The sequence below is a fragment of the Variovorax sp. GW822-FHT04A09 genome, from assembly GCF_058801005.1.
Map to the genome: position 1 here is coordinate 430035 of NZ_JBXAMV010000003.1, position 15641 is coordinate 445675.

Here is a 15641-nt window from a genome sequence, read left to right on the forward strand (position 1 = left end):
CGCGCGGGTGCCGAGCGACAAGCGCCCCATGAACACCGACTACCGCAAGAACCTTCCCGGCACCGCGCTGGACTACTTCGATGCGCGCGCAGCCGTCGAGGCGATCCGCGCCGGCGCCTGGGCCCCGATGCCCTACACCGCGCGCGTGCATGCCGAGAACCTCGTGCGCCGCTGCGACCCGGCGATCCTCGTGCAAAGCCTCACGCAGCTCATCGAGCGCCGGCGCGACCATGACTTTCCGTGGTTCCCCGCGCGCGTGGTCTGCCACGACATCCTCGGCCAGACCGCGCTGGTCGACCTGGCCGGCCTGCGCGACGCCATCGCCGAACAGGGCGGCGACCCCTCGCAGGTGAACCCCGTGGTGCCGGTGCAGCTCATCGTCGACCACTCGCTGGCCGTGGAGTGCGGCGGCTTCGACCCCGATGCCTTCGCGAAGAACCGCGCCATCGAGGACCGGCGCAACGAAGACCGCTTTCACTTCATCGAATGGACGAAGCGGGCCTTCCGCAACATGGAGGTGATCCCGCCGGGGAACGGGATCATGCATCAGATCAACCTGGAGCGGATGTCGCCCGTCGTGCATGCGCAGGACGGCGTGGCCTACCCCGACACGCTGGTGGGCACCGACAGCCACACGCCGCACGTCGATGCGCTGGGCGTGGTCGCCGTGGGCGTGGGCGGGCTCGAAGCCGAGAACGTGATGCTCGGCCGCGCCTCGTGGATGCGGCTGCCCGACATCGTCGGCGTGCGCCTCGCGGGCCGGCCGCAGCCGGGCATCACGGCCACCGACGTCGTGCTCGCGCTCACCGAGTTCCTGCGCGCGGCGAAGGTGGTGGGTGCGTACCTGGAGTTCCACGGCGAAGGCGCCGCCAGCCTCACGCTGGGCGACCGCGCGACCATCTCCAACATGGCGCCCGAGTACGGCGCCACCGCCGCGATGTTCGCCATCGACACGCAGACGCTCGACTACCTGCGCCTCACGGGCCGCGCCGACGAGCAGGTGCGCCTCGTCGAGATCTATGCGAAGCAGGCGGGCCTGTGGGCCGACACGCTGAGCGACGTCGAATACGAGCGCGTGCTGCACTTCGACCTCTCGAGCGTCGTGCGCAACATGGCCGGCCCCTCGAACCCGCATGCGCGCGTCGCCACGGCCGACCTTGCGGCGCGCGGCATCGCCGCCCCGTGGGACGACGTGCCCGGCCTGATGCCCGACGGCGCGGTGATCATCGCGGCCATCACCAGCTGCACCAACACCAGCAATCCGCGCAACGTGATCGCCGCGGGCCTGCTCGCGCGCAACGCCAACCGCGTGGGCCTGGCGCGCAAGCCGTGGGTCAAGACCTCGCTGGCGCCCGGCTCGAAAGCGGTCACGCTGTACCTGGAAGATGCCGGCCTGATGCGCGAGCTCGAACAGCTCGGCTTCGGCGTGGTCGCCTATGCCTGTACCTCGTGCAACGGCATGTCGGGCGCGCTCGACCCGGCCATCCAGCAGGAGATCGTCGATCGCGACCTGTACGCCACGGCCGTGCTTTCTGGCAACCGCAACTTCGACGGGCGCATCCACCCGTATGCGAAGCAGGCCTTCCTGGCCTCGCCGCCGCTGGTGGTGGCCTACGCCATCGCAGGCACGGTGCGCTTCGACATCGAGAAGGACGTGCTCACCGTCGTCGACGGCAAGGAAATCCGCCTCAAGGACCTCTGGCCCAGCGACGAAGAGATCGACGCCATCGTGAAGGCCAGCGTGAAGCCTGCGCACTTCCGGCAGGTGTACGAACCGATGTTCGCGATCCAGCCCGACACGGGCGAGCAGGTGGCGCCGCTGTACGACTGGCGCCCCGCCTCCACCTACATCCGCCGCCCGCCGTATTGGGAAGGCGCACTGGCCGGCGAACGCACGCTCACGGGCATGCGGCCGCTGGCGATCCTGCCGGACAACATCACGACCGACCACCTGTCGCCGTCGAACGCGATCCTGCTGGACAGCGCAGCCGGCCAGTACCTGCAGCGCATGGGCCTGCCCGAGGACGACTTCAACTCCTACGCCACCCACCGCGGCGACCACCTCACGGCGCAGCGCGCCACCTTCGCCAACCCGACGCTGAAGAACGAGATGGTGCGCAAGGCCGACGGCACGGTGCGCGCCGGATCGCTCGCACGCGTGGAGCCCGAGGGCGAGGTGATGCGCATGTGGGAAGCCATCGAGACCTACATGCTGCGCAAGCAGCCGCTGATCATCGTGGCCGGCGCCGACTACGGCCAGGGCTCCTCGCGCGACTGGGCCGCCAAGGGCGTTCGGCTGGCCGGCGTGGAAGCGATCACGGCCGAGGGCTTCGAGCGCATCCACCGCACCAACCTGATCGGCATGGGCGTGCTGCCGCTCGAATTCAAGCCGGGCACCAACCGCCTCACGCTCGGCCTGGACGGCACCGAGACCTACGATGTGACCGGCGCGCGCACCCCGCGCGCCGACCTCGTGCTGGTCGTGCACCGCCGCAACGGCGAACGGCTCGACGTGCCCATGACCTGCCGCCTCGACACCGCCGAGGAGGTCTCCATCTACGAAGCCGGCGGGGTGCTGCAGCGCTTCGCGCAAGACTTCCTCGCAGCCACGAAAGCCGACTGACGATGCCGCACCTTCCGCAGATCAAGATCCCCGCCACGTACATGCGCGGCGGCACCAGCAAGGGCGTGTTCTTCCGCCTGCAGGACCTGCCCGAGGCCGCGCAGGTGCCGGGCCCGGCGCGCGATGCGCTGCTGCTGCGCGTGATCGGCAGCCCCGACCCCTACGGCAAGCAGATCGACGGCATGGGCGCCGCGACGTCGAGCACCAGCAAGACCGTGGTCCTCTCGAAGAGCGAGCGGCCCGGCCATGACGTGGACTACCTGTTCGGCCAGGTCTCGATCGACCGGCCCTTCGTCGACTGGAGCGGCAACTGCGGCAACCTCTCGTCGGCCGTGGGCCCGTTCGCGATCAGCAACGGCCTCATCGATGCCGACCGCGTACCGCGCGACGGCGTGGCCGTCGTGCGCATCTGGCAGGCCAACATCGGCAAGACCATCGTCGCGCACGTGCCGATGACCGGCGGCGCGGTGCAGGAGACCGGCGACTTCGAACTCGACGGCGTGACCTTCCCCGCGGCCGAGGTGCAGCTCGAATTCATGGACCCCGCCGCCGAAGAAGATGGCGCAGGCGGCGCGATGTTCCCGACCGGCAACCTCGTCGACGCCCTGGAGGTGCCCGGCCTCGGCACGCTGCAGGCCACGATGATCAACGCCGGCATCCCCACCGTCTTCGTGAACGCCGAGGCCATTGGCTACACGGGCACCGAGCTGCAGGACGCGATCAACGGCGACACCGCCGCGCTCGCCCGCTTCGAAGCCATCCGCGCGCATGGCGCACTGCGCATGGGCCTCATCCGCACGCTCGACGAAGCGGCCAGCCGCCAGCACACGCCCAAGGTCGCCTTCGTGGCCAAGCCGGCCGGCTACACCGCCTCGAGCGGCAAGGCCGTGGCGGCCGGCGACATCGACCTGCTCGTACGCGCGCTGTCGATGGGCAAGCTGCACCACGCCATGATGGGCACGGCGGCCGTGGCCATCGGCACGGCCGCCGCCATTCCCGGCACGCTGGTGAACCTCGCGGCCGGCGGCGGCGCGCGCGAGGCCGTGCGCTTCGGGCATCCCTCGGGCACCTTGCGCGTGGGCGCGCAGGCGCTGCAGGTCGAGGGCGAGTGGCAGGTGACCAAGGCGGTGATGAGCCGCAGCGCCCGCGTGCTGATGGAAGGCTGGGTCCGTGTGCCCGGCGACACCCTTTGAGCTTTCAGATTCATTCACAGGAAATCCCGATGTCGACTCGCAAGACCCTCCGTTCCCTGGCCGAGGCCCGCCGCGGCGTGCTGGTGCCGGGCGCCTTCAACGCGCTGTCGGCGCGCGTCATCGAAGACCTGGGCTTCGAAGCCATTTACGTCACCGGCGCGGGCGTCACCAACATGTGGTTCGGCCTGCCCGACCAGGGCTTCATGGGCCTGCACGAGATCGCCGACCACACGGCGCGCATCCGCGACGCGGTGAACCTGCCGCTGATCGTCGACGCCGACACCGGCTTCGGCAACGCGCTGAACGTGCGCCACACGGTGCGCGTGCTGGAACGCGCGGGCGCCGACTGCATCCAGTTCGAGGACCAGGTCGCGCCCAAGCGCTGCGGCCATTTCTCGGGCAAGGAGGTGATCTCCACCGAGGAAGCCGTCAACAAGATCAAGGCCGCCGTCGATGCCCGCACCGACCCCGACCTGCTCATCATGGCCCGCACCGACGCGGCGGCCACGCTGGGCTTCGAGGCCGCGATCGAGCGCGCACAGAAGTTCAGCGAGGCCGGCGCCGACATCCTGTTCGTCGAAGCCGTCACCACGGCCGACGAGATCCGTGCGCTGCCGCAGCGCCTGCACAAGCCGCAACTCATGAACATGGTGATCGGTGGCAAGACGCCGATCTTCGGCGCCGAGGAACTCGGCGGCCTCGGCTACGGCATCGTGCTGTATGCCAACGCCGCGCTGCAGGGCGCGCTGGCCGGCATGCAGAAGGCGCTCACGGTGCTGCGCGACACGCGGCGCATGGACGAAGACCCGTCGCTGGTCGCGCCCTTCGCCGAACGGCAGCGGCTTGTGCGCAAGCCCGAGCTCGATGCGCTCGACGCGCGCTACGCCAGCTGAGTTTCTCTACAGAGAATCCTTCAGCTTCGCACGCAGCCGGCTCACCGCCTGGCCGTGCAGCTGGCACACGCGCGACTGGCTCACTTCGAGCACCGCGCCGATCTCGCGCAGGTTCAGCTCTTCCTCGTAGTAGAGCTTGAGCAGCAACTGGTCGCGCTCGGGCAGCGCGCCAATGGCGTCCACCAGCTGATGGCGAAAGCCGCTTTCGAGCAGGCGCGCGAGCGGGTCGTCGAAGTCGCCGCGCCCCTTGCGCGCCTCCTGCGCATGCAGGTCGAGAAAGGGGTTGTCGGGGTCGCCCTTGGCGAAGTCTTCCACGTACAGCAGCTGGCAGCCCTGGATGTCCTGCAGCATCGACTGGTAGGTGTCCAGGTCGACCTTCAGCTCCTTCGCGATCTCGCCTTCGGTGGGCGCGCGGCCCAACCGGTGGCCCAGCGCCTGGATCGCTTTTTCAATGCCGCGCGCCGACTGGCGCAGCCCGCGCGAGCCCCAGTCGCTGGCGCGCAGTTCGTCGAGCATGGCGCCGCGGATGCGCTGGCTGACGAAGGTCTCGAACTGCGCGCCGCGGTGGTCCTGGTAGCGGCTCGACGCATCGAGCAGGCCGAGCATGCCGGCCTGGATCAGGTCGTCCAGCTCCACGCTGGCCGGCAGCCGCGCCATCATCTGCAGCGCGATGCGGCGCACCAGCGGCTGGTGCTGTTCCAGCAGATGCGATTTCTCGATGGTGCCCTGTGCGGTGTACACGGCCGTCCGTCCTCGTGGTCGTGTCTCAGGCCGCGAGCGCTTGCGGGAACACGGCCGGCCGCGCGGGCGTGCGCCAGGTCCAGCGGCCCATGTCGTCGGCGATGGCCCGGAAATCGACCGCCGCCGCGCTGGCCGGAAAGGCCTCGACCACGGTCTGGCGCAGCCGCGCCGCCTCAGCCAGCCACGGGTCGGTGCGCACCCAGCCCACGGGCAGCAGCGACAGCGCGAGGTAGTGGCTGGCGGCCTGTGCGAGGTTGTGCATGACCTGCTGCGCCGTGCCCGCATCGGCCACGCCGTTGAGCAAAAAGCGCAGCTGTTTCAGCGCATGCGCGCGGTGCAGGCGCTTGATGCCCGCGTAGGCCGAGGTGATGGCCGCCGGGTGCGGCTGCAGCACGAGCAGCAGTTCGTCGGCGCCCTGCGCCAGCGGCGACAGGCAGCCTTCGCCGTCGAAGGCCGCATCGACGAGCACGATGCCGCGCGGCCACAGCGTGCGCGGGTCGATGGTCGCGCCGGTCGGTGCGGGCAGCACCTGCACGCTGCACACCGCGCTCGCTGCGGCCTGGTCGATGCGCAACCGCCGCCCCGCCACATCGGCCAGCGTGCCGCGCGGGCCAAGCGCCCACACATCGCACACCGAGCGCACCTTGGGGTGGTGTTCGTCGAGCAACAGCACGTCCTTGCCCTGCTGCGCCAGCGCCGCGCCCAGGCTCATCGCGGCCGTGGTCGCGCCCGCGCCGGGGCCCATGCCCGCGACGGCGACGACGCGCACCGGCGCCTGCCCGAGCAGCCGGCGCAGCCCGTCGGCCTGGTCCGTGACGCGTGCGCTCATCGCCTTCAGCCCAGGCGTTCCAGCGCGCGCGGCGCTTGCGCAGGCGCTGCCGATTCGGTGCCCAGTGCATCGAGCAGCAGGAACAGCTTGCCCACGCCCGCGTACAGCGCGCCGCCCGTCAGCGCGCGGCCGGCGCGCGTGGCGCGTCCCGTGAGCTGGCCCAGCAGCAGGCGCGTGCGGTCGGCCCACTCGCCTTCGGCCTGCAGCAGGCGCCACACGGTGGTCGTGACCTGGCCGGCAACGATCAGGCGCTTCATCATGTGCGGATCGCCGGGCTCGCCCATGCCGCCCACGAGCTGCACGCCGTCGCGCAGCAGGCGGAAGCACGGCTCGGCGTCGGCGGCCCAGCCCTGCCATTGCGCGAGCTGCGGCGCGCTCACGTCGTCACCCAGGTTGGTGAGCACGCAGGTGTGTGACAGCAGCTTGCGGCTGCGCGCGTCGACCACGCGCACGGCAACACAGCGCAGCGTGGGCAGGGTGTCGCGGTCGATGGCGGTGCGCGGCAGCACCTCGACCTGCGCTTCGCATTGCAGCGCGGCCTTGCCGCGATAGCGCACGGGCCGTTCGGTCGCATCGTCGAACGCGAAGGCCAGGCGCGCGAGCGTGGTCGCGGCGCCGGTGCGCACGTCGGTCACGGCCGTGCTGCCGGGCGCGCGCGCCAGCCACCTCGAGCCTTCGGCCTGCCACGTCAGCATCTGCTCGACCGTCGGTGGCTTGCCCAGCACATGCACCAATCGTTTGCCGAAATCCTGTTGCTGCAACCACTGCGCCTGACGCGATCCCGGCTGCGCCGACTGGCGGGCCGCAGCAGTCGAAAGCCACTGGTTCGGCGCAGCCAGAGGCAGGCCGCTGCAGTCCGACAGCAGCAGGCTGCCGTGGCACACGTAGGCATCACCGCTGTCGGTCGCGCGCAGGCCCACCTGCCCGGCCAGTGCGAGCACATGGGTGTCGCATCCCGCGGCTACCTCGCCACGCGCGAACGCCGACAGGTCGCTCAGCACGGCCTTGGCATCGACGGCCTCGTCACCGGCCTGGCGCCACAGCGTGCGCGCGCCATCGAAGCCGATGTGCGCACCCGCCAGTGCGCCGGCAGTCGTCGCCAGCTCCTGCGCGTCGTGCGCCATCGCGCGGATCAGGCTCTGGTAGCGCAAGCGCAGGCGATCGGTCTCGCCCTGCGCTTGCGGCGAAGGCGCAGCCTCGTCGGGCAGGTCGGCCTCGGCCGGCACGAAGAGCGGGCTGTGCTGGCGCGGCTGGAACACGCTGTCCACCAGCTGCACGCGGTCGGCGCGCAGCAGGTTCTCGGGCACCTTCTGGCCGCCCGAGATGTAGTGCACGGGCAGGCGGTGGCGGATCACGGTGTCGATCAGCGCGCCTGGGTGCGTGGCCTCGTCGACCTTGGTGAAGATGCAGCCCGCCAGCGCATGGCCCTGGCGGTAGGCGTGCACCACCTCGTTGAGCGTGTCGCCGTGGCTGGTGGCGTTGAGCAGCAGCAGCCGCTTCACCGGCCGCTGGCTGCTGCCGAGCATGGCGATCTGCTCGGGCACGGCGCGGTCGCGCTGGCTCATGCCGACGGTGTCGATGAGCACCATGTGGCGGTCGCGCAGGTCGTGCAGCACCAGCTGCAGGTCGGCCGCGTCCTTCACGGCATGCACCGGCACATTGAGGATCTGGCCGTAGATGCGCAGCTGCTCGTAGGCACCGATGCGGTAGCTGTCGGTGGTGACCAGCGCGAGCTTGTCGGCGCCGAAGCGCATCACGCAGCGCGCCGCCAGCTTGGCGGTGGTGGTGGTCTTGCCGACACCGGTCGGGCCCATCAACGCGTAGACGCCGCCCTGCGCGAACAGCGCGTCTTCGTCCTCATGCACCGGCACCGCGCGCACGAGCTCGGAGCGCACGAAGGCCATGCCGTCGGCGTAGCTCTGGCCCGTGGGCAACTTCTCGAGCATGGCCTTCGACAGGCGCGCGCTGAAGCCGGCGCCCAGCAGCGTGCGCAGCAGGCGACCGCGCACCGGGTCGCGGCGCTGGCTGTCGCTCCAGACCACGCTGGCGAGCTGTTCTTCGATCATGCCGCGCATCGAATGGAGCTCGCTGAGCACGGTGGGGTCGGCGGAAGCGGTCACAGGCGCCACTGCAGGCACGGCGGCCTGCACCGTCTGCTGCACATCGCCCTCTGCCATGGCAACGATCTCGACGCCCTGCGCCGTGGCGCGATGCGTGAGCACGATGGCCTCGGCGCCGAGCGATTCGCGCACCAGGCGCAGGGCCTCGCGGCCGGTGGCGGCGACGAATTTGCGTGCGGTGGTGCGCACGTCGGTCTGTGGATTCAAACGGCTCGTCCTCCAATGGCGGCGGTGATCTTGATGGTCCGGGCGTCAGGGATCTCGGCGTGCGAGAGCACCTTGAGCTGCGGCAGGCTGCGCCGCAGGAAGCGCGACAGCAGCACGCGCAGCGCGTGCTGCACGACCAGCACCGGCGCCAGCCCCATCTGCTCCTGGCGCACCATGGCGGCCTGCGCCTGCTTGAGCAGGTTGTCGGCAATGCCCGGCTCGATGCCGCTGCTGTTGTTCAGGGCCTGCTGCAGCACGCTGTCGAGCGAGCCGTCCAGGCCGATCACCTGCATCTCCTCGTCGCCCGGGAACAGCTGCTGCGTGATGGCGCGGCCCAGCGCCAGGCGCGTGAGCGTGGTGAGCTCGGTCGGGTCTTTCACCGTGGGCGCGTGCTCGGCCATCACGTCCAGGATGGTGCGCATGTCGCGGATCGGCACCTCTTCGTCGAGCAGGTTCTGCAGCACCTTGTGCAGCGTGCTCAGCGACAGCACCTTGGGCACCAGGTCTTCGGTGAGCTTGGGCGCGCTCTTGGCGATCTGGTCCAGCAGCTGCTGCACTTCCTGGCGGCCCAGCAGCTCGGCCGCGTGGGTGTGGATCAGGTGGTTCAGGTGCGTGGCCATCACGGTGCAGGCATCGACCACGGTGTAGCCGTACACCTGCGCCTGCTGGCGCAGGCTGGCGTCGATCCAGGTGGCCTCCAGGCCGAAGGCCGGGTCGCGCGTGGGCGTGCCGGTCAGCGCGCCCGTCACCTGGCCGGGGTTGATCGCCATCCACTGGTTGGGGAAGGCCTCGCCGCGGCCGATCTCCACGTCCTTCAGGCTGATGACGTAGGCGTTGGGCTTGATCTCCAGGTTGTCGCGGATGTGGACCACCGGCACCAAAAAGCCCAGCTCCTGCGCGATCTTCTTGCGGATGCTCTTGATGCGGCCCAGCAGCTCGCCCTGCTGCGACTGGTCCACCAGCGGAATCAGCCGGTAGCCGACCTGCATGCCCAGCGGATCGACCATGGCCACGTCGTCCCAGGTGGCTTCGGCCTGCTCGGCCGAGGCCGGCACGCCCGCCCCTTGCGTGGCGGCGGCCGCGGCGGCCTGCTGCGCGGCCGCCTGCGGCTTGCGCTGCACCAGCCGCTTGCCGAGCCACACCAGGCCGCCCGCGATCAGCAGGAAGGCCAGGTTCGGCATGCCGGGGATCATGCCCAGCAGGCCGACGATGCCGGCCGTGAGGAACAGCACCTGCGGGTTGGAAAAGAGCTGGCCCGTGAGCTGGCTGCCCACGTCTTCGTCGGTGGTCACGCGCGACACGATCACGCCGGCCGCGGTGGAGATCACCAGCGCCGGAATCTGGGCCACCAGGCCGTCGCCGATGGCCAGCAGCGTGTAGGTCTTGCCGGCCGTGGAGAAGTCGAGCCCGTGCTGCAGCATGCCGACCACGAGGCCGCCGATGATGTTGATCACCATGATGAGCAGGCCCGCGATCGCGTCGCCGCGCACGAACTTGCTGGCGCCGTCCATCGAGCCGTAGAAGTCGGCCTCCTGCGCCACCTCGGCGCGGCGCTTGCGGGCGATCTCCTCGCCGATCAGGCCGGCGTTGAGGTCGGCGTCGATCGCCATCTGCTTGCCCGGCATCGCGTCGAGCATGAAGCGCGCGCCCACCTCGGCGATGCGGCCCGCGCCCTTGGTGATCACCATGAAGTTGATGAGCACGAGGATGATGAACACCATCACGCCCACCGCGAAGTTGCCGCCCACCAGGAAGTGGCCGAAGGCCTCGATCACCTTGCCGGCCGCGTCGGGCCCGGTGTGGCCGTGCATCAGCACCACGCGCGTGGAGGCCACGTTGAGCGACAGGCGCAGCAGCGTCGAGAACAGCAGCACCGCCGGGAAGGCCGCGAAGTCCAGCGCCTTCATGGTGTACATGCTCACCAGCAGCACCATCACCGACAGCGCGATGTTGAAGGTGAACAGCAGGTCGAGCAGGAAGGGCGGCAGCGGCAGCACCATCATGCTCAGGATGAGGATGATGAGGATCGGGCCCGCCAGTCCCTTGAACTGCGAGCCGGAGAAGATCCGCGCCGGCAGGCGCATCAGGTCGTTCAGTCCGTTCATGCCACCGCCGGCGAATACTGCAGGTCGGCCGGCACCGGCAGGTCGGTCGGCGTGCGCGGCGCCTCGCCGCCTTCGCTGTTCCAGCGCTTGAGCTGGTACACCCAGGCCAGCACCTCGGCCACGGCGGTGTAAAGCCCGGCCGGAATCTCCTCGCCCAGCTTCGTGTGGCGGTAGAGCGCGCGCGTGAGCGGCGGCGCCTCGAGGATCGCGACCTTGTGCTCCCTGGCCATCTCGCGGATGCGCGCGGCCACCAGCTCGGTGCCCTTGGCGACCACGCGCGGTGCGCGCATGTCGCTGTCCAGGTACTGCAGCGCGACGGCGAAGTGCGTCGGGTTGGTGAGCACGATGTCGGCCTTGGGCACCTCGGCCATCATGCGGCGGCGTGCCATCTGCTGCTGTTGCCGGCGGATCTGCGCCTTGATGTGCGGATCGCCTTCGCTTTCCTTGTGCTCCTGGCGCACGTCCTCGCGCGACATGCGCAGCTTGCGGTAGTAGTTCCAGAGCTGAAACGGCACGTCGACGAGCGCGACGAGAAAGAGCGTGGCGGCGATGAGCGCGCAGTGCTTGGCCACCAGCACGAGCGCATGCGGCAGCGCCTCGTGCGCGGGCTGCGACATGAGCGCCATCACGGCCTCGATGTCGTCCACGATGACCCACCACGCCACGCCGCCGATGAGCGCCGACTTGGCCAGCGCCTTCACGAGTTCGGCCAGCGCCTGCGCCGAGACCATGCGGCCGATGCCGGCCAGGGGATTGAGCTTGCCGAAGTTGGGCGCGACGGCCTTGCCGGAGAACATCCAGCCGCCGAGCATCAGCGGCGCGGCCACGGCGGCCACGACCATCATGGCGAACAGCGGCCCGATGGCCATGAGTGCATGCAGCACCATGAGCCCGCTCTGCGAGAGCATGTGCGCGGGGTCGAAGGCGCTGGCGCGTTCGAACTGCAGGCCGCGTCGCAGCGCGCCGCTCAGGCTCGCGCCGAGCGACTCGGCCGCCAGCCACAGGCCGGCGCTCGCGGTGGCGAGCATGACGAAGGTGGTGAGCTCGCGCGAACGGGCCACGTTGCCTTCCTCGCGCGCCTTCTCCAGGCGCCGCTCGGAGGCGGGTTCCGTTTTCTCGAGATCGCTTTCCTCAGCCATTCATGCTCCGAACCAGCACTGGCGAAGTACGCCTTGCCCAGAACCAAATTATTGGATCCGGTGGTGCGGAACAATCTGCCGATCAGGGCCGGTATCGCCCTGCAATTCGGCCAATCAAGCAGGCTGCAAGCGGCTCAGAAACCGAGGCTTTCGAGCAGGTCGTCGACCTGCGCCTGGTCGGTCACGGCGTCGGGGTTGCCGGGCTTCACCTGCGGCCCGTTCTGCAGGCTCTGCACGGCCTCGTGGCGCTTCTCGGGCGGCGAGTTGTCGATCAGCACCTGCAGCAGCTGCGTCTCGACGTCGTTGACGACTTCCATCATCTTCTTGATGACCTGGCCCGTGAGGTCCTGGAAGTCCTGCGCCATCAGGATCTCCATGAGCTGCGTGTTGATGGCGCTCGCGCGCTGGGGCACGTTGTTCAGGTAGCCGCGCGTGTCCAGCACGAGCTCGCGCGCCTGGTCGAGTTCGATCGGGTTCTCGAACCACTGGTCCCAGCGCTGCGTCAGGGCCTTGGCGTCGGTGGCCAGGGCTTCCTGCAGCGGCTGCGCCACGTCGATGGCGTTGAGTGCGCGGTGCGCCGCGCGCTCGGTGGTGGCCGCCACGTAGTTGAGGCGGTCGCGCGCATCGGGAATGGCCTGCGCGGCCTTGGCCACCTGCTTGTCCAGGCCCAGCTCGCGCAGGCCTTCGCGCAGCTGGCGCGTGAGGTGGCCGATGCGGCCCAGCAGTTCTTCGGTGGTGTTGTTGGTGGCGTCTGCCGCGCCGGCGGTGTCCTGGCTCATGCCTTGGCCAGCTTCTCGAAGATTTTGGTGATCTTCTCTTCCAACGTCGCCGCGGTGAAAGGCTTCACCACGTAGCCGTTGGCGCCGGCCTGTGCGGCCGCGACGATGTTTTCCTTCTTGGCCTCGGCCGTGACCATCAGCACCGGCAGCGTCTTCAGCTCGGGGTCGGCGCGGATGGTCTGCAGCATGGTCAGGCCGTCCATGTTGGGCATGTTCCAGTCGGACACCACGAAGCCGAAGCTGCCGCCGCGCAGCTTCTCCAGGCCGGCCACGCCGTCCTCGGCCTCGTCGACGTTGAGGAACTCCAGCTCCTTCAACAGGTTGCGCACGATGCGCCGCATGGTCGGGAAGTCATCCACCACCAGGATCTTGATGCTCTTGTCGATCACGATTTTTTCCAGCTCCACAGGTCGTTGTTCAAACTCGTCATACCCGGTTCGCACGTTCACCGAACGTGCGAAGGTGCGCCATCACGCGGCGACTGATCTCGTTCAGCGGCGACACCTCGTCCACCGCGCCCAGCGCCACCGCCTCGCGCGGCATGCCGAAGACCACGCAGCTGGCCTCGTCCTGCGCCAGTGTGTGCGCGCCCGCGCGCCGCATGCGCAGCAGGCCCTCGGCGCCGTCCTTGCCCATGCCGGTGAGGATGATCCCGATGGCGTTCTTGCCCGCGTGCTTGGCGGCCGAATCGAACAGCACGTCGATCGACGGCCGGTGGCGGTTCACGGGCGGCTCCTGGTCCAGGTGCGCCACGTAGTTGGCGCCGCTGCGCGCCAGCGACAGGTGAAAGCCGCCCGGCGCGATGTAGGCATGGCCCGGCAGCACGCGCTCGCCCTGCTCCGCCTCCTTCACGCGGATGCGGCACAGGCCGTCCAGGCGCTGTGCGAAGGAGCGCGTGAAGCCGGCCGGCATGTGCTGCGCGATGAGCACGGCGGGCGCATCGGGCGGCAGCGGCTGCAGCACCTCGCGGATGGCCTCGGTGCCGCCGGTGGAGGCGCCGATGATGAGCAGCTTCTCGGTGCTCAGCAGCGGGCTGCGCAGCAGCGCCTCGGGCGCGGCTTCGTGGGCGGGGCGCGCCGCGGTGGCCGCGGGCCGCGCGGGCAGCAGCCGCGCGCTGGCGGCCGTGCGGATCTTGCCGGCGATGAGTTCGGTGTAGTTGAGCAGGCCGTCGCGCACGCCCAGGCGCGGCTTGGTCACGAAGTCGATGGCGCCCAGCTCCAGCGCGCGCAGTGCGATCTCCGAGCCGCGCTCGGTGAGCGAAGACACCATGACCACCGGCATCGGCCGCAGGCGCATGAGCTTCTCGAGAAACTCCAGGCCGTCCATGCGCGGCATTTCCACGTCGAGCGTGAGCACGTCGGGGTTGGTGACCTTGATGAGGTCGCGCGCCACCAGCGGGTCGGCCGCGGTGCCGACCACGGTCATGTCGCTCTGGCTGTTGATGATCTCGGTCATCACGCTGCGGATCAGCGCCGAATCGTCGACGCAGAGCACCTTGATCTTTTTCTTGCTTGGCAGGTTCACCGGCTTCCTTTGGTTCTGTCGATCTCGTGCGGCGCGGCGGGCACCGACAGCCGGCGCAGCAGCTCGCCTTCGTCGCGGCGCACCCGCAGCACCTCGGTCTGCGCGCGCAGGCGGCGCACCACGGCCTTGCCGCTCTCGGGCAGGAAGCACACGCGGCGCGCGTGCGGCCCGCGCAGGTCCTGCGCCGCCACTTCGATGCGTTCCGCCTCCAGGTAGCGCAGCACGAAGTCGGCATTGCGGTCGCCGATGTTGAGCGTGGTCATGCCGGCCAGCACCGCGCCGCCGCCGAACACCTTGGCCTGCAGCCGTTCGCGCCGCGCGCCCGCGCGCACCAGCTCGCGCACCAGCACGTCCATGGCGTAGGCGCCGTAGCGCATCGATCCGCCCCCGGGCTCGCCGTCGTCGGGCAGCATGAAGTGGTTCATGCCGGCCACGCCCGCCTGCGCGTCGTGCAGGCAGGCGGCCACGCAGGAGCCGAGCACGGTGCTCAGCACGGTGTGGTCGGTGGTCACGTAGTACTCGGAGGGCAACAGCTTGACGGCCATGCGCCCGACATCGCGGTCGAAGTAATGGTGGCTCGCCAGACTCATGCGAGGCCCGGCGTGCGCGACAGCTCGTACACCGTCTGCCCCAGCGGGCGGAAGGCCGGGTTGACGAGCGAGGCGTTCTCGGAGTGCCCGGCGAACAGCAGGCCGCCCGGCTTGAGCAGCGGCGCGAAGCGGTCGAGCACCTTCTTCTGCGTCGGCTTGTCGAAATAGATCATCACGTTGCGGCAGAAGATCGCATCCACCGGCTCCTTCACCGACCAGGCACTGTCCAGCAGGTTGACGCGCGAGAACTTCACCAGCGTGGCGACCTCGGGGCGCACGCGCACCTTGCCGGCGTTGGTGCCGGTGCCCTTGTTGAAGAAGCGCCGCAGCCGCTCGGGCGACAGGCGCCGCACCTGCTCGGTGGTGAAGACACCGGTGGCGGCCTTGGCCAGCACCGCCGTGTCGATGTCGCTGGCGATGACGCGGGCCGAGCCCGCGCGCTCGCCCAGCGCTTCCATCAGCGTGATGGCGATCGAGTACGGCTCCTCGCCCGTCGAGGCGGCAGCGCACCAGACGGTGACCGGGCCCGGCCGCTTGCGCACATGGTCGGCCAGCGTGGGAAAGTGGTGCGCCTCGCGAAAGAACGAGGTCAGGTTGGTGGTGAGCGCGTTGATGAACAGCTGCCACTCGTCGCCGTCGTGACGCGCCTCGAGCTGGTCCAGGTACGACGCGAACGCGGGCAGCTGCAGCTCACGCAGGCGCCGCGACAGCCGGCTGTACACCATCTGCCGCTTCTGCTCGCCCAGGGCGATGCCGGCGCGGCGATGGATGAGGGTCCGGATTCTGGAGAAGTCGTGGTCGGTAAAGTGGAACTCGGTCGTCACAGCCAGCCTGGAAGCGTGACTTTCAATGGTCACGGAAACCGCCGTTTCCAATCGGCCGATCAGACGCGCAAAAG

13 protein-coding genes are annotated in these 15641 nt (G+C 69.7%); 3 read left to right on the forward strand and 10 right to left on the reverse strand.

Annotation, left to right across the window (positions count from 1 at the left end; all coding sequences use genetic code 11):
- Positions 1-28: 28 nt before the first annotated feature.
- Genes acnD through AC1RLW_RS18465 form a run of 3 tightly spaced genes read left to right on the forward strand, consistent with a single transcriptional unit; the run spans position 29 to position 4709 of the window.
- Complete coding sequence (gene acnD, locus AC1RLW_RS18455; RefSeq protein ID WP_493194393.1) at positions 29-2623, forward strand: Fe/S-dependent 2-methylisocitrate dehydratase AcnD; 2595 nt, start codon at positions 29-31, stop codon at positions 2621-2623.
- Positions 2624-2625: 2 nt separating this feature from the next.
- On the forward strand, positions 2626-3816 hold the full coding sequence (gene prpF, locus AC1RLW_RS18460) for a 2-methylaconitate cis-trans isomerase PrpF (RefSeq protein ID WP_493194395.1): 1191 nt from the start codon (positions 2626-2628) through the stop codon (positions 3814-3816).
- Positions 3817-3845: 29 nt separating this feature from the next.
- A complete protein-coding gene (locus AC1RLW_RS18465) occupies positions 3846-4709 on the forward strand; it encodes an isocitrate lyase/PEP mutase family protein (protein ID WP_095744092.1) in 864 nt (287 codons plus the stop codon).
- A gap of 6 nt (positions 4710-4715) precedes the next feature.
- Here AC1RLW_RS18465 and AC1RLW_RS18470 read toward each other — a convergent pair whose 3' ends face one another.
- From AC1RLW_RS18470 to AC1RLW_RS18515, 10 genes are all read right to left on the reverse strand, one after another.
- Positions 4716-5450, reverse strand: coding sequence for an RNA polymerase sigma factor FliA (locus AC1RLW_RS18470; RefSeq protein ID WP_070061574.1), 735 nt, complete (start codon positions 5448-5450; stop codon positions 4716-4718).
- Between the two features lie 25 nt (positions 5451-5475).
- Positions 5476-6279 (reverse strand): MinD/ParA family ATP-binding protein, encoded by an 804-nt coding sequence (locus AC1RLW_RS18475; protein ID WP_493194398.1) that lies wholly within the window; start codon positions 6277-6279, stop codon positions 5476-5478.
- 5 nt (positions 6280-6284) lie between these two features.
- Positions 6285-8606: a flagellar biosynthesis GTPase FlhF gene (gene flhF, locus AC1RLW_RS18480; RefSeq protein ID WP_493194400.1), complete on the reverse strand. Its 2322-nt coding sequence runs from the start codon at positions 8604-8606 to the stop codon at positions 6285-6287.
- Complete coding sequence (gene flhA, locus AC1RLW_RS18485; protein ID WP_493194401.1) at positions 8603-10711, reverse strand: flagellar biosynthesis protein FlhA; 2109 nt, start codon at positions 10709-10711, stop codon at positions 8603-8605. The genes flhF and flhA overlap by 4 nt, the downstream gene beginning before the upstream one ends.
- Positions 10708-11850 (reverse strand): flagellar biosynthesis protein FlhB, encoded by a 1143-nt coding sequence (flhB, locus tag AC1RLW_RS18490; protein WP_159274399.1) that lies wholly within the window; start codon positions 11848-11850, stop codon positions 10708-10710. Before flhB ends, flhA begins: the two co-directional genes overlap by 4 nt.
- A gap of 134 nt (positions 11851-11984) precedes the next feature.
- A complete protein-coding gene (gene cheZ, locus AC1RLW_RS18495; protein ID WP_493194404.1) occupies positions 11985-12629 on the reverse strand; it encodes a protein phosphatase CheZ in 645 nt (214 codons plus the stop codon).
- The gene (cheY, locus tag AC1RLW_RS18500; protein ID WP_056582361.1) at positions 12626-13018 is read right to left on the reverse strand and encodes a chemotaxis response regulator CheY; all 393 of its coding nucleotides are present in this window, start codon (positions 13016-13018) and stop codon (positions 12626-12628) included. The genes cheZ and cheY overlap by 4 nt, the downstream gene beginning before the upstream one ends.
- Positions 13019-13055: 37 nt before the next feature.
- Positions 13056-14147, reverse strand: coding sequence for a protein-glutamate methylesterase/protein-glutamine glutaminase (locus tag AC1RLW_RS18505; RefSeq protein ID WP_354343279.1), 1092 nt, complete (start codon positions 14145-14147; stop codon positions 13056-13058).
- A 2-nt stretch (positions 14148-14149) separates the two neighbouring features.
- Positions 14150-14743, reverse strand: coding sequence for a chemoreceptor glutamine deamidase CheD (cheD, locus tag AC1RLW_RS18510; protein ID WP_095946640.1), 594 nt, complete (start codon positions 14741-14743; stop codon positions 14150-14152).
- The gene (locus AC1RLW_RS18515; RefSeq protein ID WP_492728869.1) at positions 14740-15600 is read right to left on the reverse strand and encodes a CheR family methyltransferase; all 861 of its coding nucleotides are present in this window, start codon (positions 15598-15600) and stop codon (positions 14740-14742) included. The genes cheD and AC1RLW_RS18515 overlap by 4 nt, the downstream gene beginning before the upstream one ends.
- Positions 15601-15641 lie beyond the last annotated feature (41 nt).